17 protein-coding genes are annotated in these 18191 nt (G+C 72.9%); 8 read left to right on the top strand and 9 right to left on the bottom strand.

All coding sequences use genetic code 11. The annotated features are described in order from the left end of the window. Positions 1 to 112 precede the first annotated feature (112 nt). Together ACIP84_RS29225 and ACIP84_RS29230 are read left to right on the top strand one after the other, a co-directional pair. On the top strand, positions 113 to 1570 hold the full coding sequence (locus tag ACIP84_RS29225) for a hypothetical protein (RefSeq protein WP_401801744.1): 1458 nt from the start codon (positions 113 to 115) through the stop codon (positions 1568 to 1570). Positions 1571 to 1795: 225 nt separating this feature from the next. Next, positions 1796 to 3910, top strand: a complete 2115-nt coding sequence (locus ACIP84_RS29230; protein WP_401801746.1) for a restriction endonuclease — start codon at positions 1796 to 1798, stop codon at positions 3908 to 3910. Positions 3911 to 4080: 170 nt separating this feature from the next. On the opposite strand, the gene ACIP84_RS29235 is transcribed toward ACIP84_RS29230, so the two are convergent. Beyond that, positions 4081 to 5469 (bottom strand): NAD(P)/FAD-dependent oxidoreductase, encoded by a 1389-nt coding sequence (locus ACIP84_RS29235; RefSeq protein WP_401801748.1) that lies wholly within the window; start codon positions 5467 to 5469, stop codon positions 4081 to 4083. A gap of 291 nt (positions 5470 to 5760) precedes the next feature. Between ACIP84_RS29235 and ACIP84_RS29240 the strand changes: the two genes are divergently transcribed. The 3 genes from ACIP84_RS29240 to ACIP84_RS29250 all read left to right on the top strand — a co-directional run bounded on the left by ACIP84_RS29240 (position 5761) and on the right by ACIP84_RS29250 (position 7545). Then, positions 5761 to 6648: an aminoglycoside phosphotransferase family protein gene (locus ACIP84_RS29240; RefSeq protein ID WP_355964410.1), complete on the top strand. Its 888-nt coding sequence runs from the start codon at positions 5761 to 5763 to the stop codon at positions 6646 to 6648. Between the two features lie 66 nt (positions 6649 to 6714). Next, positions 6715 to 7194, top strand: coding sequence for a GNAT family N-acetyltransferase (locus ACIP84_RS29245; protein ID WP_355964411.1), 480 nt, complete (start codon positions 6715 to 6717; stop codon positions 7192 to 7194). 9 nt (positions 7195 to 7203) lie between these two features. Further along, entirely contained in the window at positions 7204 to 7545 is a 342-nt protein-coding gene (locus tag ACIP84_RS29250) for a hypothetical protein (RefSeq protein ID WP_401801751.1), read from the top strand. Between the two features lie 43 nt (positions 7546 to 7588). On the opposite strand, the gene ACIP84_RS29255 is transcribed toward ACIP84_RS29250, so the two are convergent. Together ACIP84_RS29255 and ACIP84_RS29260 are read right to left on the bottom strand one after the other, a co-directional pair. Continuing rightward, positions 7589 to 8587, bottom strand: coding sequence for a zinc-binding dehydrogenase (locus ACIP84_RS29255; RefSeq protein WP_401801753.1), 999 nt, complete (start codon positions 8585 to 8587; stop codon positions 7589 to 7591). Between the two features lie 57 nt (positions 8588 to 8644). Beyond that, a complete protein-coding gene (locus ACIP84_RS29260; protein ID WP_401801756.1) occupies positions 8645 to 9841 on the bottom strand; it encodes an NAD(P)-binding protein in 1197 nt (398 codons plus the stop codon). A 126-nt stretch (positions 9842 to 9967) separates the two neighbouring features. Between ACIP84_RS29260 and ACIP84_RS29265 the strand changes: the two genes are divergently transcribed. Further along, positions 9968 to 10642 (top strand): pentapeptide repeat-containing protein, encoded by a 675-nt coding sequence (locus ACIP84_RS29265; protein ID WP_401801758.1) that lies wholly within the window; start codon positions 9968 to 9970, stop codon positions 10640 to 10642. A gap of 77 nt (positions 10643 to 10719) precedes the next feature. On the opposite strand, the gene ACIP84_RS29270 is transcribed toward ACIP84_RS29265, so the two are convergent. From ACIP84_RS29270 to ACIP84_RS29285, 4 genes are all read right to left on the bottom strand, one after another. Continuing rightward, positions 10720 to 11220 (bottom strand): hypothetical protein, encoded by a 501-nt coding sequence (locus ACIP84_RS29270; protein WP_318208550.1) that lies wholly within the window; start codon positions 11218 to 11220, stop codon positions 10720 to 10722. Positions 11221 to 11412: 192 nt separating this feature from the next. Continuing rightward, on the bottom strand, positions 11413 to 12618 hold the full coding sequence (locus tag ACIP84_RS29275; RefSeq protein WP_401801761.1) for an FAD-dependent monooxygenase: 1206 nt from the start codon (positions 12616 to 12618) through the stop codon (positions 11413 to 11415). Between the two features lie 103 nt (positions 12619 to 12721). After that, positions 12722 to 13342, bottom strand: coding sequence for a response regulator transcription factor (locus ACIP84_RS29280; RefSeq protein ID WP_030323137.1), 621 nt, complete (start codon positions 13340 to 13342; stop codon positions 12722 to 12724). Further along, positions 13342 to 14649 (bottom strand): histidine kinase, encoded by a 1308-nt coding sequence (locus ACIP84_RS29285; protein ID WP_401801764.1) that lies wholly within the window; start codon positions 14647 to 14649, stop codon positions 13342 to 13344. Before ACIP84_RS29285 ends, ACIP84_RS29280 begins: the two co-directional genes overlap by 1 nt. 249 nt (positions 14650 to 14898) lie before the next feature. On the opposite strand from ACIP84_RS29285, the gene ACIP84_RS29290 reads away from it, so the two are divergent. Together ACIP84_RS29290 and ACIP84_RS29295 are read left to right on the top strand one after the other, a co-directional pair. Beyond that, on the top strand, positions 14899 to 15438 hold the full coding sequence (locus ACIP84_RS29290; protein ID WP_401801767.1) for a heme-binding protein: 540 nt from the start codon (positions 14899 to 14901) through the stop codon (positions 15436 to 15438). Between the two features lie 90 nt (positions 15439 to 15528). After that, positions 15529 to 16959 (top strand): M1 family metallopeptidase, encoded by a 1431-nt coding sequence (locus tag ACIP84_RS29295; protein WP_401801769.1) that lies wholly within the window; start codon positions 15529 to 15531, stop codon positions 16957 to 16959. 52 nt (positions 16960 to 17011) lie between these two features. Here the strand turns inward: ACIP84_RS29295 and ACIP84_RS29300 are convergent, their stop codons facing one another. Together ACIP84_RS29300 and ACIP84_RS29305 are read right to left on the bottom strand one after the other, a co-directional pair. Next, on the bottom strand, positions 17012 to 17536 hold the full coding sequence (locus tag ACIP84_RS29300) for a GNAT family N-acetyltransferase (RefSeq protein WP_401801772.1): 525 nt from the start codon (positions 17534 to 17536) through the stop codon (positions 17012 to 17014). A 64-nt stretch (positions 17537 to 17600) separates the two neighbouring features. Then, positions 17601 to 18176 carry a TerD family protein gene (locus ACIP84_RS29305; RefSeq protein ID WP_030321928.1) on the bottom strand — a complete coding sequence of 192 codons (576 nt, stop codon included), beginning with the start codon at positions 18174 to 18176 and terminating at the stop codon, positions 17601 to 17603. Positions 18177 to 18191: the final 15 nt, after the last annotated feature.

The following is an 18191-nucleotide window of genomic DNA, read 5'->3' on the forward strand; positions in this document are numbered from 1 at the left end:
CGGCCCCTGTGGCCGCCCGGCGGTGGGCGTCTCGATTCAGTCCAACGCAGCAGTTCGGCGTGCACATGCCGGGTGGGGCGTCGAGGCTGGGGCCATGGGCATACGACCTTGGGTGGTCGTCGAGCCGCCTGACCGGCGCGGTCTGCGTCGGATCACCATTCATGGCAAGACGGTGGGCAGCGCCTGGTCGCTCCGTGAGCTGCGCAAGGTGCTCCGCCGCCTGGGCTACCCCGACGACATGGATCTCGACGACCGCTCGCGCGTTCACTGGCGTGGCGGTGACAGCAGCTTCTGGCCCGACGACCGGGGATGGAGGCGGCGCCTGGTCATCAGCCTCATGATCGTCGGGCTGCTCGGCTCGGCAGGGCTCCATTTCGTGATCGGCTGGGCCGACGCGCTGGGGGCGCTGACCTTCGCGCAACGGCTGGTGGGTGTTCTGTTCCTGTTGGCCGGCGTGGTCCAGGCGGCCGCGTTGCCCGCGGTCGTCGACCACTGGGGCCGCCGACAGGTCAAGCTGTCCGGAGCCCTGGTCCTGCTCGGCGTGCTCATGGCGTTGGCCACCACGACTCTTCTTCTGTTCCTGTGGCTGCAGGAACACGAGTTCATCCGTACGGTCGTGGTCTTCGTCGGCCTGTGGCTCTGGTCGCTGTGGGCCCTCCATGTCCTCATCGGCGAAAAGGTGTGGCGAGGGATTCCGCATCCCAGGAAGTTCGCGGCGGGTGTCACCATCACGGCAACACTGACAGCCGTCAGTCTGGGCTACTCGATTCTCTACCAACCCATCGCCGCCCCGCTGCACTTCGTCCTGAGAGCAGAGTTCGGGAAACCGCTGACGGATGCCGGCTCGCCTTACCTCCATGTCCCGCTGAAGCTCTACGCGAAGAATGCCGGTGGAATCCCCGTGTACCTCGTCGTCGACGACTACACGGTCACTGGCAACGTGGCGGAATTCGTCCCGGACGGCCAGGGGATGGAGGAGTGGAAGGCTGACGAGGGGGAGATCTACTGGAACAGCGATGCGCAGGCCTTCGTGGGTGGAATCGCATCCGAGATCATTGCATCCGGGCAGTTCCAGGGGCCTTGGTCGACCCTGGACATCGGGGAGGAGTTCAAGATGGAGCGGATGATCACTCTTCCCAAGGACACGAAGTTCGAGACGCTGGACGCCGTTCTTTCGTTCACCTTCCTGCGGCAGGATCGCGGAAAGCTCGACGACGACCTCTACGCCGACCCGTCCTGGGTCGAGGCGGACGGTGGGCGCTGCGCACCCGACGACTGTGGCGAGTACGTCATTTACCACAGCAGAGTGCGCTACAACACCAACCTGATCAACGTGACGCGCAAGCCGCGATACGTGGTGGCGTTCTGGTCGCCGACGGAAGTGACGGAAGGCATGGTCACCTCGATCAATCTCACGGGGCGTGAGAAGAGCCCGTCGATCGATGAGATGTACGCGGAGTTGGACGATGACGAGACGCAGAGAGAGGCCGAGAGGTACGGCCTCGGCTGGGTCTCGGTCAACTCGGAAGTGTCCGTCAAAGGGCTGTTGAAACAGGCGGAGCAGCCCTGAGCCGGGCGCGCACGGTCTCCTCGTACCGCGCCTGTGTCCGTCGTATCGCGCCCGTGTCCGTCGCGCCGTGCCCGTCCCCGTCGTACCGCGCCCGTGTCCCCCGTTGCTCGTCGTGTCGCATCCGTGCTCGTCGTTCGTGTGTCCCGGACCGTCCTGGTCCGGGACACTTGGTCGTTACGGGGGGCGTACTGGTGGTTGGGGTGTTCTGCGGGAGGGGTGGGGCTGATGGGGCGGCGTTCCGGGGGGCTGATCGGGGTGTGGGCCGAGCAGCAGCGGGTGGCGCAGCGGCAGCGGGAGGGACAGCACCAGGCCGTGCTGCGGCAGCAGCGCGATGCCGAGCGGGTGCAGCGGGCGTACGAGCGGGACGTCGCCCGGATGCAGCGGGAGCAGAAGGCCGCCTACCGGCAGCAGCGCGAGGCCGATGCCCTGCGGCGGACCCAGGAGTTGGACGCGCGCGTGCAGGTGCTCGAAGGGTTGCTGGCCGCCGGGTGCCGGGCGCCCGCCTTCAGCGTCGACACGTTGCGGACGGCCGAGACCGTCGAGCCGTTCTCGCCCGGGCCCCTCGGGGAGCCCGTGCCCATGCCCGACCAGCGGTTCTACCAGCCCGAGGCCGCCTGGACCGCCTCCGGGCGGGCCCAGGCCGAGCGGGACGCGCGCGCCCGGTTCGAGCGGGACTGGTACGCCGCCCAGGCCGCCGAGGCGCGGCGCGTCGAGCAACTCGCCGCCTACCGGCGGGCGTACGACGAGTGGGCCGCCGCGCGGCTCGCCGAGATACGCGCGCACAACCGCGGGGTCGCCGGGACCGAGGTCGCCCTCGGCGGCGGGGACCCCGAGACCGTCGTCGAGTTCTTCTCCGCCGTGCTCTTCGCGTCCACCGCCTGGCCCGAGGGCTTTCCCCGCGAGGTGTCCGCCGCCTACGAGCCCGGCCGGCGCCGGCTCGTCCTCGACTGGGACCTGCCCGGGTACGACGTCGTCCCCGAGGCCAAGGGCGTCAAGTACCTTCCCAGTACCGATCAGGAGAAGGACGTGCCCCGGCCCGTCACCCAGCGGCGCGCCCTCTATCGCGACGTGCTCGCCCAGAGCGTTCTCCTCGCCCTGCACGAGCTCTTCCGAGCCGATCGCTCCGGCGCCCTGGAGGCCGTCACCCTCAACGGGTACGTCGGTGGCGTCGATCCCGCCACCGGGCTCGCCGGGCGGGTGTGCGTCGCCTCCGTCGCCGTCGGGCGGGACGTCTTCGAGCGGCTCAACCTGGAGTTCGTCGGGGCCGTCGAGTGCGTGACCGGCGCCCTCGGCGGGCGGCTCTCCGCCAAGCCCGACGAACGCGCGGCTGTCGCCCCCCTGTGGACCCCCGAGCAGGTCGGGGCCGAGGTCGTCGTGCAGGGGGACGGCGACGAGCCCGATCTGCTCGCCATGGACCCCATCGCCTTCGAGAGGCTCGTCGCCCAGCTCTTCCGCGCCCGGGGCCTGCAGGCCGTCACCACCCAGCGGTCCAACGACGGCGGCGTCGACGTCGAGGCCCTCGACCCCGACCCCATCAGCGGCGGTTCCATCCTGGTCCAGGTGAAGCGGTACCGGAACACGGTCCCGCCGTCCGCCGTACGCGACCTCTTCGGCACCGTGCAGGGCGCCGGCGCCAACAAGGGCGTCCTCGTCACCACGTCCGGGTTCGGGCCCGGCTCCTACACCTTCGCCAACGGCAAGCCGCTGACCCTGATCTCCGGCGTCGAGCTCGTCGATCTGCTGCACCAGCACGGGCTCCGCGGGCGGCTGGGGACCGGGACGGCGCCCGCGTCGTCGCCCGCGTCACCCGTCACGTCGGTCGCACCCGTCGCCGCCCCCACCGCCGAGGCCGACGCCGACTTCAACCTCCTCGGGATGGACTGGGCCGGGTCCGCCGCCCTCGACGTCTGCGCGCTCGTCTGCTCCGGGCAGCGGGTGCTCGGTGACGAGTGGTTCGTGTTCTTCAACAACCCGTCCACGCCCGACGGTTCCGTCGCCATGGTCGCCGCCCCGCCCGGCGACCGGGCCGCCGTCCGGGTCGGGTTCGACGCCCTGCCGCCGTCCGCCGACCGGCTCGTGCTCGTCGCCGCCGTCGACCCCGAGGTCAATCCGGACGCCGACCTCGCGGGGTTCACCGACGCCGGCATCCGGTTGCGCGACGACTCCGGGGCCGAGCTCGACCGGCTCGTCGTCTCCGACGGCCGGACCGGCGAGACCGCGCTCGTCCTCGGCTCCTTCCGGCGGCGCGCCGGCGGCGACTGGGACTTCGTCCTCGGCGGGAAGGGGTACCGGGGCGGCCTTGAGGAGCTCGTCGGAGACTTCGGTATCGACGTGGAGTGAGGAGGGTGGAGGGGGAGGGGAGGAGAAGGGGCGTTTCTCCTCGGCCTTTCTCCTCGGCCTTCCTCCTTGGCGTTTCGCCTTGGCCCTCGCTTCGGCCTCTCTCCTTGGCCCTCGCCGTGGCCCTCGCCGTGGTCCTCTCCTTGCCCCCTTCGCCCCTCCCCCCCCAGCCCTCAGCGGCCGCTCAGGCGGTTCGCCAGGGTCGCCACCCTGTCCGTCGTCGCCGCGTGGCCCGTCGCCTCGCGGCGGTCCGCGCCCCGGAACGCCGCGTACATCGCCTGCACCCCCAGCCAGCGCAGCGGCTCGGGTTCCCACTTGCGGACCTTGTGGTTCACCCAGGGGAGGGCCGTGAGGTCGGTCGGGCCCGACTGGCCCGAGTCCTGCTGGATGAGGTCGCGCAGGGTGCGGGCCGCGAGGTTCGCCGTCGCGACGCCCGAGCCGACGTAGCCGCCCGCCCAGCCCAGGCCGGTCGAGCGGTCCAGGGTGACCGTGGCGCACCAGTCGCGCGGGACGCCGAGGACGCCGGACCAGGCGTGGTCCACCCGTACCCCCGCCAGCTGGGGGAAGAAGCGGACCAGGATGTCGCGGAGCGCCTCGATGGTCTGCGGCTGGGTGCGACCGTCGTTGTCGGTCTTCGACCCGAAGCGGTACGGGACTCCCCGGCCGCCGAGGGCGATGCGGCCGTCGGCGGTGCGCTGGGCGTACATGTAGGCGTGCGCCATGTCGCCGAGGGTCTCGCGGCCGTCCCAGCCGATCGACTCCCACTGCGCGTCGGTGAGCGGCGCGGTGGCGATCATCGAGGAGTTCATCGGCAGCCAGGTGCGGCGCTGGCCGGCGAGGGAGGCTGTGAAGCCCTCGGTGCAGCGCAGGATGTACGGGGCGCGGACGGTGCCGTACGGGGTGACCGCGTGCTTCGGCTTGATCTCGGTGACCGGGGTGGACTCGTGGATGGTGACGCCGAGCGCCTCGACGGCCGCCGCGAGGCCCTTCACCAGTTTCACCGGGTGCAGGCGCGCGCCCTGCGGGGTCCAGGAGGAGCCGACGGCGCCGGTGACGCGGATGCGGTCGGAGGTCTCGCGGGCCCCGTACATCTCCCGGTCCGTCTCGCCGAAGGCGATCTCGACCGCGTGGAAGTCCTTGAGGCGGGCCAGCTGGGCGGGGGAGAGGGCGACCTCCAGGACGCCGCCGCGGTGCTGGTCGGCCTCGATCTTCTCGGCTTCGCAGACGTCGAGGACCTCGGTGACGGTGGCGTTCATGGCCTGCTGGAGGCGGACGGCGGCGTCGTGGCCGTGGAGCTTGGCGTAGCGGTCGCGGCCGGCGATGCCGTTGTAGAGCCAGCCGCCGTTGCGGCCGGAGGCGCCGTAGCCGCAGAACTTCGCTTCGAGGACGGTGATGTTGAGGAAGGGGACGGCCTTCTTGAGGTAGTAGGCGGTCCACAGGCCCGTGTAGCCGCCGCCGACGATGCAGACGTCGGCGGTGGTGTCGCCGGGGAGTGGTTCGCGGGGATCGGGGGCGCCGTCCTGCGCGTACCAGAACGAGATGCCGCCGTTGACCGTACTCATGTGTATCCCTCTTCCGGGTGCGTGGGCGGGAGGTTACCGGGGGCCTTGGTCCTGTGGATACGGGTCCTTCGGCGGCGGGCACACGGACGTGCTCGCGCAGCTTCACGCGGCCGTGGACGGCACGGAGATCGTCGTCGGTGACGCGAAGGCTCCGCACACGGTCACGGTGTACGTCGACCCCCGTGCCCGACCGTCCTGGTGGACGGGGCGGGGCTGCCGGGCGGGGACGCCCTGTACGACGCGGCCCGATTCTCGGAGGCGCTGCGCGACGCGGGTGTCTAGGGTCGTGGGGTGATCCACGTACCGGACCGACTTGTCGCGTCTCAGGTGAAGTACAACGGAGAGGCAGGGCGGGCGTTCGTCGCCGCCCTGCCGGAGCGGGCCGAGGAGTTCCTCGACCGGTGGGGGCTGCGGGTCACGGGGCCTTCCATGTACGGCATGGCGTCGCTGGTGCTGCCCGTCGAGCGGGTCGCGGACGGTACGCCGGCCGCGCTGAAGATGCAGATCCTCGACGAGGAGACCGAGGGGGAGCCGGTCGGGCTGCGCGCCTGGGACGGCGGCGGTGTCGTGCGGCTCCTCGACCACGACGCCGGTACGGGGACGATGCTGCTGGAGCGGCTCGACGAGGCACGGCCGCTGAGCTCCGTCGCCGACACGCGGGAGGCGACGGTCGTCGTGGCGGGGCTGCTCGCCCGGCTGGTGGCGCTGCCGGCGCCGGAGGGGCTGCGGGGGCTCGGCGACATCGCGGCCGGGATGCTCGCGGACGTGCCGGACGCGGTCGGACGCCTCGGCGCGGAGGACGCGGCGGTGCTGCGGGACTGCGCGGCGGCCGTGCGGGAGGTGGCGGGGGAGCCGGGCGACCGGCTGCTCCACTGGGACCTGCACCTCGACAACGTCCTCGCGGCCGAGCGTGAACCGTGGCTGGCGATCGACCCCAAGCCGCTCGCGGGCGACCCCGGCTTCGACCTGCTGCCGGCCCTGATGGACCGCTTCGACCCGGCCGACGTCCTGTGGCGCTTCGACCTCCTCGCCGAGGTCGTCGGCGACCGGCAGCGGGCGGTGGCGTGGACGCTGGGGCGGGTGCTGCAGAACGGGCTGTGGGACGTGGAGGACGGTGAGCCGGGGCTGGACGCGGAGCAGGTGGAGGTGGCGCGGATCCTGCGGGCGGCGAGGGGGTGAGGCGTCCGCGGGATCCGGTGCGGAATCCCCTGGCCAGGACCGGTGCGGCCGAGGCAGGCTTGGCCCATGATCCGTACAGCCACGCCTGCCGACGTTCCCGTCATCCATGCCCTCGTCCGTGACCTCGCGGAGTACGAGAAGGCCCTCGACGAGGTCCGTACGACCCCCGAGCAGCTCCAGGAGGCTCTCTTCGGCGAGCGCCCCGCCGCCTTCGCGCACGTCGCCGAGACCGAGGACGGGGAGGTCGTCGGCTTCGCGATCTGGTTCCTCAACTTCTCGACCTGGCGCGGGGTCCACGGCATCTACCTGGAGGACCTGTACGTCCGCCCGGAGGTGCGCGGCGGAGGCCACGGCAAGGCATTGCTGACCGAACTGGCCCGGATCTGCGTCGCGCGCGGGTACGAGCGCCTGGAGTGGTCCGTACTGAACTGGAACAAGCCGTCGATCGACTTCTACGAGTCCCTCGGCGCCCGTCCGCAGGACGAGTGGACGGTGTACCGGCTGACGGACGGGGCGCTGGCCGAGCTGGGTGGGGCGGGGGTGTAGGAAGGGGGCATGGATACGGATATTGCGCAGCGGTTTCAGCGGATCACGGCGTTCATCGAGGCGCGGTTGACGCCGCTCTTCGATCCGGCGAACGGGAGTGACCACGGGTTCGGGATGGACGACACGTCCCGGGCCCTGCGTGCCGCGCGGTACACCGTGCAGGCCGCCTCCGCCGTCAACGGGCTCGTGGAGAAGCGGGAGTCGGCGCCGGAGCTTCGGCAGGTGGTGGACCAGGCGTTGGAGCACAACTGGGACGTGCTGCGCTCCGTCGCCCGGATGTGGGAGGACCACCCCGACTTCCAGAAGGAGTTCAAGGCGCACTCCTGGGACGTGGTCGGGGGGGCCGTCTGAGAGACGCGGGGGTGTCCTGGTGCCCGCCTGATCGACAGGGCACCTAGGGGATCAGGACCACCTTGCCCGTCGTGCCGCGCGTCTCCAGCGCGCGGTGCGCGCCCGCCGCGTCCGCGAGCGGGAAGCGGTGGACCGCGGGGCGGAGGGTGCCCGTGGTCGCCGCGGCCAGGGCGGCGAGTTCGAGGTTGCGGACGTCGCCGCCCGCCTTCTGGAGCATGACGGGGCCGAGGACGGACTCCGACGTGATGCCGCGCGCGGCGAGTTCCTCCGGGGTGAAGGTGAGCGCCTCTCCGTCGTGGAGTCCGGCGCCCGACCAGCCGAAGACGAGGTGCTGCCCGCCCTTGCCGAGGAGGTCGACGGCCGCGCGGCCCGTGTCGCCGCCGACCGAGTCGAAGACGACGGTGGCGGTGCGCTCGCCCAGGTACGCGCGGACCTTCTCGGGCCAGTCGGGCCGCTTGTAGTCGACGGCCAGGTCGGCGCCGTTCTCCTCGACGCGTGCGACCTTCGCCGGGCCGCCGGCCAGACCGATGACGGTGGCGCCGGCGTTCTTGGCGTACTGGACGAGCAGGGTGCCGATGCCGCCGGCCGCCGCGGGCACGATCGCCACCGAGTCGGGGCCGAGTTCGGTGAACTGCAGGATGCCCAGGGTGGTGCGGCCGGTGCCGATCATGGCGGCGGCCTCCGCCTCGCCGAGGTGGTCGGGCAGGGCGTGGAGGCGGGCGGCGTCGGTGACGGCGAGCTCGGCGTATCCGCCGGGGTTCATGCCGAGGTGGGCGACGACCCGCCTGCCGAGCCATGCCGGGTCGGTGCCCTCGCCGAGTGCGTCGACGGTGCCGGCGACCTCGCGCCCCGGGATCGTGGGCAGTTCGGCGGGTGCCGGGAACGGGCCCGGCATCCCCTCCCGGAGCGCGGTGTCGAGGAGGTGCACGCCGGACGCCGCGACCTTGACGCGGACCTGGCCGGGGCCCGGTACGGGGTCCGGGGTCTCCTCGTACGTGAGGTTCTCGGCGGGGCCGAAGGCGTGGAGGCGGATGGCGTGCATGGTGTTCCCCGTTCGTCGCGTGGGCGGTCGTGGTCCGACGAGGAACAGCCTCCGACCTCAAGCATGCTTGAGGTCAAGCCCCTTCCGCAGGACACCTCGATCCGAGCGCAGCGCCAGCGACACCGCCTCCACCGCGCTCGTGAACGACACCTCCGCGAGCACACCGGGCGCCGCCACCTGGTCGCCCACCAGGTACACCCCGTCGCCCCGGCCGACGGCCGGCCGGTCGCGCCAGGTCGTGCCGGGCCGGTCGAGCGCTCCCGTACGTCCCTGGCACAGGGAGTCCCGCCGCCACACCGCCCGCTCGCGCCAGCCCGGGAAGCCGAGGTCGAGGAGCCGTTCGGCGTGGGCCACCCCGTCCGCCTTCGACTCGCCCGGACCGATCGGCAGCTGGGTCTGGATCAACTGGACCCCGGCCGGGGCGAGCGTGGGGTCCTGGGCCGTGAAGCGCTCGATCCAGCCCGGCGCGTCCAGGTCCGAGATCACGAACGGATCGCCCTTCCGGGTGCGCAGCGCCAGGTCGAACAGGACCGTACGGCCGCTCTCCCACGTCAGCGTCGGGTCGCCGAGCAGCCGGGCGGCGGCCGGCAGGGCGGTCGCGACGATCACGGGCCCCTCCCGGAGCGGCAGGGCGTCGAGGCTGTCGACACGGGACGACGTCTCGATCCGTACGCCCGTCTCCCACGCGCGGGCGACCATCCGCTCGATCAGCCGGCCCCAGCCGCCGCGGACGAAACGCGCCTCGGGCGGCACGGAGGTGGCCCGGCGGAGCCGCTCCTGCACGAAGCGGGCGGAGAGCGCGCCCGGATCGTGGTGGAAGGTCGCGACCGCCGCGTACGAGGCGGCCGCGTGCGCGGCCCGCTCGCCCACGAGCCCGGTGGCCCAGGTGCGGAAGTCGACGTCCACGGGAGCCCGTCCGGCGTCCCGGAGGGACTGGCGGAGCATGCCCGGCGGCGGGGTGCGGCGCAGGGCGCCGGCCCGGTGGAAGCGGAACCTGAGGGCCTCGGAGACCGGCAGCGGGGCCAGCGCACCGAGGAGCCCGCGCTGCTTGAGCCAGGTCCAGTGCGGGCCTCCGGCGTAGATGGCGTGCGGGCCCTCGTTGGTGAGGTAGGGGCCCTCGGCGGTGCGAGCCCGGCCGCCGGGCGTCCGGTGCGCCTCGTGGACGGTCACCTTGACGCCCGCCTCGGCGGCGGTGATGGCCGCGGTCAGTCCGGCGAAGCCGCCGCCGATGATCGTGAGCTTCCGCTTCCGCATGTCGCTCTCCCTCTCGATCGGGTCGACCTCTCGTCGGCCCTGTGTCCGGTCTCGCAAGGGGGACGAGGGGCGGGGCCGCGTTCGTGACATCGGGACGTTGTCAGTGGCGTACATCACCATGGGGGCATGGCGACGACTCGGAAGAAGAAGACGGCGGTCGCGGGGGCGCGGCGGCCTGAGCTGCGGCTGCCTCCCCTGGAGCCGTACGAGGGAGGGCTCGAACCGGACGGGGACTACGACGGCCTCGAACTGACCGGGCTCGACCTCACGGGCCAGTCGGGGGAGGGTGCGCGGTTCCTGGACTGCGCGCTGCGCGACTGCGCGCTCGACGAGGCGCGGCTGACGGGGGCCCGCTTCCTCGACTCGGTGCTCACGGGCGTACGGGGCGTGGGGACGGTCCTCGCCGGGGCGCAGCTGCGGGACGTGGAGCTCGTGGACGCGCGGCTCGGCGGGGCGCAGCTGCACGGGGCGGTGCTGGAGAGAGTGGTCGTACGGGGAGGGAAGAGCGACTACCTGAACCTGCGGTCGGCGAAGCTGAAGGACGTCGTCTTCGAGGGGTGTGTGCTGAGCGAGCCCGACTTCGGGGGTGCCCGGCTCGACCGGGTGGAGTTCGTGGACTGCGTGCTCACCGGCGTGGACTTCAGCGGGGCGCGGCTCACGGACGTGGACCTGAGAGGCGTCCAGCGGCTGGAGATCGCGCGCGGGGTCGAGTCGCTCGCGGGCGCGGTGATCTCGACGGCCCAGCTCCTCGACCTGGCGCCGGTGCTCGCGGCGCAGCTGGGGGTGCGGGTGGAGGAGTAGGGGGCTGGTGGGCCCGGCCCGGGGGATCGGGGCGGTGGCCTCGGCCCGGGATGGCGGTGGGCCCGGCCCCGCGGGGGTCAGGGCAGGCGGGGGAAGCGGGCCTGGAGCGACCAGATGGCCGGGTTGTCGGCGAGGCCCTCGTGCATGTCCGTGAGGTCGGCGATCAGGTCGTGCAGGAAGTCGCGGGCCTCGCGGCGGAGCACCTTGTGGTTGAAGGTGAGCGGCGGCTCGTCGCCCGGCATCCAGTCGGCCTCGACGTCCACCCAGCCGAAGCGGCGCTCGAAGAGCATGCGGTCTGAGGACTCGGTGAAGTCGAGCTCGGCGTACTGCGGCTGGGAGGCGCGGTTGCCGCGCGGGTCCTGGTCGATCTGCTCGACGATGTCGCACAGGGCCCAGGCGAAGTCGAGGACCGGCACCCATCCCCAGGCTGTGGACACTTCGCGGTCCGTCTTGGTGTCGGCGAGGTACACGTCCCCGCAGAACAGGTCGTGGCGCAGGGCGTGGACGTCCGCGTGGCGGTAGTCGGTCTGCGGCGGGTCGGGGAAGCGACGGGAGAGGGAGTAGCCGATGTCGAGCACGGAACCGATGGTGCCACGGCGCCGGGCCCACCTCGTACGCGAGGATCACCGGCCGCACCCCGCCGCACCCCGCCGCACCCGGCCGCACCCGGCCGCACCCGGTCGTGGGCGTCCGGCTCGCTGAGGAGGCGCGCCATTGCGCCTTGGCGGTGGCCCTGGTCGCGGTCCACCGCCGGGACGGGCGAGAGGTGCTCAGCGGCGGCCGTGCACCGCGCGGGCCACCCGCGGGCCCAGCCAGCGCTTGAGGCGGCGCAGCGGCTCCAGTTGTTCGGCGGCCCGGTCGATCCGGTAGTAGAGCTGCGGCGGGATGTGCGGGAGCAGCGGTGAGTGGCGCTGGCCCAGGAGCGCGAACATCCGGGCCGGCTCCAGGCACATGTACCGGGGGAGGTTCTCGTACCACTGGGCGCTGTAGCGCGCGGCGCTCTGCGCGGACACGAGCTCGGCGCGGCGGCGCTTCCCGTACGTGGTGAGCGCCGTGTCCAGGTCGGGGTGCGCGCGCAGCGCGTCCGCCAGGGCCAGCGCGTCCTCCAGGGCCAGGGTCGTGCCCGCGCCGATCGAGTAGTGCGTGGTGTGGGCGGCGTCGCCGAGGAGGACGACGTTGCCGTGGTGCCAGACCCGGTTGGTGAGGGTGCGGAAGGTGAGCCACTGGGCGGCGTCGTCGGCCCGGTCGCGGCCGATCAGCTCGTGCCCGTCGAGGAGGTCGTGGAACAGCTTCTCCAGGAGGTGGAGACTGTCGGCCTCGCCGAGCGTGTCGAGGCCGAGGCCGGTCCACGTCTCCCGGGAGCACTCGACGACGCAGGTCGAACGCTCGCCGCTGAACCCGTAGGCGTAGCACCAGACCCAGCCGTGTTCGGTCTCCTTGAAGGCGAAGCTGAAGGAGTCGAAGACCTTGGTGGTGCCGAGCCAGATGTACTGGTTGCGGCCGCTGGTGACCGCGCTGCCGAAGTGCTCGGGGTGGGCCTCGCGGAGCACGCTGTTGACGCCGTCGGCGGCGACCACCAGGTCCGCGCCGGCCAGCTCGGGCGCGTCCGGGCCCGCGATGTCGTGCTCGAACTCGACGCGCACGCCGAGCTCTGCGGCGCGGTCGGCGAGCAGCGCCAGCATCCGGCGCCGCCCGATGCCGAAGCCCGCGTCGCCCCGGTGGACGGTGCGCTCGTCGCGGACGATCGCGACCCCGTCGGTCCAGGTCACCGAGGCCTCGGCGACGGCGGCCGCCGACTCGGGGTCGCCCGCGCGCAGCTTGTCGAGGAGCCCGGCCCAGTACGTCACACCCCAGCCGTACGTGGAACCCTCGGGGTTCCGCTCGTACACGGTGATCTCATGGGCGGGGTCCTGCCGCTTCAGCAGGATCGAGAGGTAGAGGCCGGCGGGTCCGCCGCCGACGATCGCGAGCTTCACGTGCGCTCCCACTGGACTGACCGGGCCTGAGGCATGACACCGTGCTGTCGAACGGCAACGCACAGTAGCAGTGGTGGGCCCCCGGGTGCGCACGAAGCGCGGCCTACGGCAGCAGGCGCCGTTCCTTCGCCACCGCGACGGCGCCCGCGCGCGTGTCGACGCCGAGCTTCGCGTAGATGCGGCCGAGGTGCGTCTTCACCGTCGCCTCGCTGATGAACAGCGCCCGCGCGATCTCGCGGTTGCCGAGGCCCCGCCCGAGCTGGCCCAGGATGTCCCGCTCCCGGTCCGTGAGGCTCGGGCCCGCCGCGCCGCGCATCCGGTCCATGACCCGGCTGGCGACCGGCGGGGAGAGGGCGGTGCGGCCCTGGGCGGCCGCGTGGATGGCGGCGAACAGCTCCTCCGGCCGCTCGGCCTTCAGGAGGTAGCCGGTGGCGCCGGCCTCGATGGCGCGGGTGATGTCCGCGTCCGTGTCGTACGTGGTGAGGACGAGGACGTGGACGCCGGTGGGGGCGATCAGGCGGGTCGCCTCCACGCCGTCGATGCCCGCGCCCAGCTGGAGGTCCATCAGGACGACGTCCGGCTTCAGCTTGGCCGCCATCGCGACGGCCTCCTCGCCGCTGCCGGCCTCTCCGACGACCTCGATGTCGGGGGTGCTGCCCAGCAGGGCGAGCAGGCCGGCGCGGACGACGACGTGGTCGTCGCAGAGGAGGATCCGTACGGACATCACGACTCCTGGGAGGGCGGGTTCGAGGGAGGGTTCGGCGGCGGGTCCGCGTGCGGGCGAGGGTCCGGGGTCGGGTCCGCATGCGGGTCCGGGGCCGGGTCCGCGTGCGGGTCCGGGGTCGGGTTCGCGTGCCGGTTCGGTGGGGTGCTCGGGAGCGGGATCGCGGCCGAGAGCACCGTGCCCTCGCCCGGGGTGGACTCGACGGTCAGCGTGCCGCCCAGCTGCTGGGCCCGCACGCGCATCGCGGGCAGCCCGTGGCCCCGTACCCCGCCGGGCCTGTCGGCCGGGTCGAAGCCGCGGCCGTCGTCGGCGATGTCCAGGACCACCTGGTCGTCGAGGTAGGTGAGGGTCAGCGCGGCGGAGTCGGCGCCGGCGTGCTCGCGGATGTTGGCGAGGGCGCCCTGCGCGATCCGCAGGAGCGCCGACTGCACCCGTTCGGGGAGCGGGACGGCGGTCCCGTCGACCCGGAACGCCGTCGACTCGCGGGCCGCCAGGCCGCGCAGCGCCTCTTCGAGACCGCCGCCCTCGGCGAGGTCGGCGGGCGCCAGGTCGTGCACGAAGCGGCGGGCCTCGGCGAGGTTGCGTTCGGCGATCGACTCGGCCGTACGGACATGGCGGCGGGCGGTGCCCGGGTCGCTGTCCCAGGTGCGGTCGGCGGCCTGCAGCAGCATCTGCTGGCTGGACAGGCCCTGCGCCAGGGTGTCGTGGATCTCCATCGACAGCCGCTGGCGCTCGGCGAGGGTGCCCTCGCGGCGCTCGATCGCGGCGAGTTCGCGCCGGGTGCGGATGAGGTCGTCGATGAGCGCCCGCTGGCGGGCCGCCTGCCGGTCCGAGTACACGAAGACGCCGGTGGCGATGGCGGCGACGGCCGGCGGGGCGACGATCAGGTTCGGGTCCCAGCCCCCGTGCGCGAGCTGCACCTGCGCGAACACGACGAACGCGGTGAGCAGCGTGACCAGGCCGAGCGCGGCCCGCGCCGGAAGGGTGCGCAGGCCCGTGTAGAAGAGCGGCACCGCGCACCAGGCGAAGCTCGGCGCGAGGACGACGAGCACGATCCAGACGGCGACGACGGTGCTCAGCCAGGCGATCCGGCGGGGCGCGGCGCGGGTCCCGACGACGGGGCCGAGGAGGTAGAGGGAGGCGAGGGCGCCGGAGAGGGCGACGATCCAGGGGCTGCGGTCCTCCCAGGGGTGGCGCAGCAGGAAGCGGGCGAGCGAGGCGCCGAGGAGGAGGAAGAAGGCGATGTGCATGACCCGCGCCAGCCAGGTGGCGTCGGGGTCCTGCTCGGTCTCCGTCGGCCGTGCCACGTTCTCACCTTCCTGACCTGTGGGTATCTGTCCATCCTGGCCCGGGGGGACCACGGGGGCATCAGCCGATCGGCTGACCCGGCCGTCCTCCAGTGTGCGTGAGGAGGGCAGCCGGACCGTGGACCGTGCGGCCCGGGTTCCGGCCACAGGATGGGTTGCAGAGCGAAGGAACGGACCACCCACACGGTTCACCTCGGCTCGCTCCCTTCTCCTCGCAGTCCCTCCCTCCCCACCCTCACGGAGTTCCTCATGAAGAAGATCCTCTTCGGTGCCGCCGCCGCCGCTGTCGTCGCCGCCGGTACCTTCGGCGCGGTCTCCGCGAACGCCTCCGCCCCGGCCGCCGCCCCCGCCGCCGTGGTCCGCGCCGACGCCGGCAACGACAACCTCCAGCAGTCGACGCACCTGACGATCGAGGCCGCGACCAAGGCCGCGCAGGCGACGCTCGACGCCGCCGAGAAGGAGAACCAGCGCGTCTCCGTCGCCGTCGTCGACCGCAACGGCAACACCCTCGTCACCCTCCGCGGCGACGGCGCGGGCCCGCAGTCCTACGAGTCGGCCGAGAAGAAGGCGTTCACCGCCGTCTCCTGGAACGCCCCGACCTCCGAGCTGGCCAAGCGCCTCACCAACGCCCCGACCCTCAAGGACATCCCCGGCACCCTCTTCCTCGCCGGCGGCGCCCCGGTGACCGCCAAGGGCGCGCCCATCGCGGGCATCGGTGTCGCGGGCGCCCCCTCGGGCGACCTCGACGAGAAGTTCGCCCAGGCCGGCGTCGCCGCCCTCGGCAAGTAACCGCCGCAGCGGTCCCAGCCGGCGACGGCGCCCGGATCCCCCGCCGGGCGCCGTCGCCCTTTCCGTGTCGGCCCTGCTTAGGATCGGTACGTGACCCAGCGCAACCGGACGGACCGGCACCACCGGACCGGAGCAGCCGCGGGCGGCCTCGCCGCCGCCCTCACCGCCCTCGCACTCCTCGCGGGCGGCTGTACGGAGGCCACCGGCGGCGTCCGGGGGACGCCTGGGGCCGCCGGGCTGCGCGACCCGTACTTCCCGAAGCTGGGCAACGGCGGCTACGACGTCAGCCACTACGCCCTCACCCTCGCGTACGACCCCCGGTCCGGGCGGCTCGACGGCACGGCGGAGATCACCGCCCGCGCCACCCAGGACCTCAGCGCCTTCAACCTCGACCTCGCCGGGCTCGCCGTCGAGGGGGCGTCCGTCGACGACGCGCCCGCCGCGGTCAACCGCGCCGGGAACGAGCTGACGCTCAGGCCGCGCGAGGAGATCCGCGAGGGCGCGGAGTTCCGGACCACCGTCGCGTACGGGGGCGTGCCCGAGCCGGTCACGGACGCCGACGGCTCCCAGGAGGGCTGGCTGCGCACCGACGACGGTGCCGTGGCGGTGGGCGAACCGGCGGGCTCGATGACCTGGTTCCCGGGCAACCACCACCCTTCCGACAAGGCCTCGTACGAGCTGGCGCTCACCGTCCCGGCCGGACTCGAAGGGCTCTCCAACGGGGTCAGGACGGCCCGCCGGACGGAGGCGGACGGCCGGGTGACGACCGAGTGGCGCGCGGCCGAGCCGATGGCGAGCTATCTCGCGACGGTCGCGATCGGCCGGTACGAGACGGCGACCGCCGCACCCGGCTCCGGCACCGTCCCCGTGCTCACGGCCGCCGAACACCCGATCGCCGCCGCGACCGCCCCGCTGCGCGGTGAGATCCCCGAGATCATCGCCCGGCAGGAGCGGCGCTTCGGGCCGTACCCCTTCTCCACGGCCGGTGCGATCGTCACCGAGGACGGGACGCTCGGGTACGCCCTGGAGACGCAGACGCGGCCCGTCTTCCCGGCCGCCGCCTTCGACCGGACGACCCTGGTGCACGAGCTGGCCCACCAGTGGTTCGGCAACTCGGTGTCGCCCGCGAGCTGGCGGGACCTGTGGCTGAACGAGGGCTTCGCGACGTACGCCGAGTGGCTGTACACGGAGGACCACGAGCACGTCCCCGCGCGGACGCACTTCGAGCGGGCCTTCGCCCAGGAGGCCAACTGGGCCTTCCCGCCGGCCGCCCCGCCCACCGCCGAGAACCTCTTCGACCCGCCCGTGTACCAGCGGGGCGCGATGGTGCTGCACAAGCTCCGCGAGACGGTCGGGGACGAGACCTTCGGCGAGATCCTGCGCGGCTGGCCCGCGAAGTACCGTCACGCCAACGCCTCCACGGACGACTTCACCGCCTACGTGGAGAGCGTCGCGGGCCGCGATCTGGACGAGCTGTGGGACGTGTGGCTGTACGGCGACGGCAAGCCGGCGAAGCCTTAGCGGCGGCGGCCCACGGGCCCGGCGGCGGCCCACGCGCCCTCCCTGGCGGGGGTCAGGTCAGGGCCTTCCGCATGACCACGCACGCGCGGCCGTGGGCGAGGTCCGGGCGGCGGTCGGTCTCCTCGTAGCCGAGGGAGGTCCAGAAGGCGAGGGCCTTCGGATTGCTCTCCAGGACGGCGAGCCGCAGGCCCGTACGGCCCTCGGTGCGGAAGCGGTCCTCGACGTACGCGGCGAGCCGGCGGCCGTGGCCGGCGCGCCGTTCGTCCCCGTGGACCATGAGCAGTCCGAGCCACGGTTCGGGTTCCGCCGGGTCGGGGTGGCGGCCGAGGGTGACGGCGACGGCGACGAGCCGGCCCTCGGAGCGGGCGAGCAGGACCTCGGCGGTGGGCTGCGCGAGTTCGTCGGCGAGGGCGGCCGCGACCTGCTCGGGCCGGATGTCGGACGGGTCCGGGAAGTCGCCGCTCAGGTGCTGGAACTCCTCGTTCGAGGCGTACAGCGCGGTGAGTTCGGTGAGCAGCGGGCCGGGGAGGGCCGCACCGTCCTCCAGGGCCTTGGGCGTGAGGGCTTCGACGATCACGCCGCAAGGGTAGAGCCCCGGCGGGGAAACCCGGCCGGGGCTCAAGGGTGCTGCGGGGCGTCGGTCAGAGGTTGACGCCGAAGTCGCGGGCGATGCCCTCGAGGCCCGAGGCGTAGCCCTGGCCGACCGCGCGGAACTTCCACTCGGCGCCGTTGCGGTACAGCTCGCCGAAGACCATGGCGGTCTCGACGGCGGCGTCCTCGGAGAGGTCGTAGCGGGCGAGCTCGGCGCCGCCGGCCTGGTTCACGATGCGGATGTAGGCGTTGCGCACCTGGCCGAAGTTCTGCGAGCGGTTGACCGCGTCGTAGATGGAGACCGGGAAGACGATCTTGTCGACGGTCGGCGGGAGGGCCGCGAGGTTGACGTTGATCTGCTCGTCGTCGCCGCCGCCCTCGCCGGTGCGGTTGTCACCGGTGTGGACGATGGTCTGGTCCGGCGTCGACTTGTTGTTGAAGAAGACGAAGTGGGCGTCGGAGGCGACCTTGCCGGCGGCGTCCACGCCGATCGCCGAGGCGTCCAGGTCGAAGTCGGTGCCGGTGGTGGTGCGGACGTCCCAGCCGAGGCCCACGGTGACGGCGGCGAGGCCCGGGGCCTCCTTGGTCAGAGAGACGTTGCCGCCCTTGGACAGGCTCACAGCCATGGAAAGTCCCTTTCA

This window comes from Streptomyces sp. NPDC088707, from assembly GCF_044752725.1.
Classification (GTDB): Bacteria; Actinomycetota; Actinomycetes; order Streptomycetales; family Streptomycetaceae; genus Streptomyces.

Excerpts from the sequence above, each read along its gene's own strand:
- ACIP84_RS29230 (WP_401801746.1), top strand. The coding sequence starts at position 1,796 with ATGGGGCGGCGTTCCGGGGGGCTGATCGGGGTGTGGGCCGAGCAGCAG.
- ACIP84_RS29235 (WP_401801748.1), bottom strand. The coding sequence starts at position 5,469 with ATGAGTACGGTCAACGGCGGCATCTCGTTCTGGTACGCGCAGGACGGC.
- ACIP84_RS29245 (WP_355964411.1), top strand. The coding sequence starts at position 6,715 with ATGATCCGTACAGCCACGCCTGCCGACGTTCCCGTCATCCATGCCCTC.
- ACIP84_RS29250 (WP_401801751.1), top strand. The coding sequence starts at position 7,204 with ATGGATACGGATATTGCGCAGCGGTTTCAGCGGATCACGGCGTTCATC.
- ACIP84_RS29255 (WP_401801753.1), bottom strand. The coding sequence starts at position 8,587 with ATGCACGCCATCCGCCTCCACGCCTTCGGCCCCGCCGAGAACCTCACG.
- ACIP84_RS29260 (WP_401801756.1), bottom strand. The coding sequence starts at position 9,841 with ATGCGGAAGCGGAAGCTCACGATCATCGGCGGCGGCTTCGCCGGACTG.
- ACIP84_RS29265 (WP_401801758.1), top strand. The coding sequence starts at position 9,968 with ATGGCGACGACTCGGAAGAAGAAGACGGCGGTCGCGGGGGCGCGGCGG.
- ACIP84_RS29280 (WP_030323137.1), bottom strand. The coding sequence starts at position 13,342 with ATGTCCGTACGGATCCTCCTCTGCGACGACCACGTCGTCGTCCGCGCC.
- ACIP84_RS29290 (WP_401801767.1), top strand. The coding sequence starts at position 14,899 with ATGAAGAAGATCCTCTTCGGTGCCGCCGCCGCCGCTGTCGTCGCCGCC.
- ACIP84_RS29305 (WP_030321928.1), bottom strand. The coding sequence starts at position 18,176 with ATGGCTGTGAGCCTGTCCAAGGGCGGCAACGTCTCTCTGACCAAGGAG.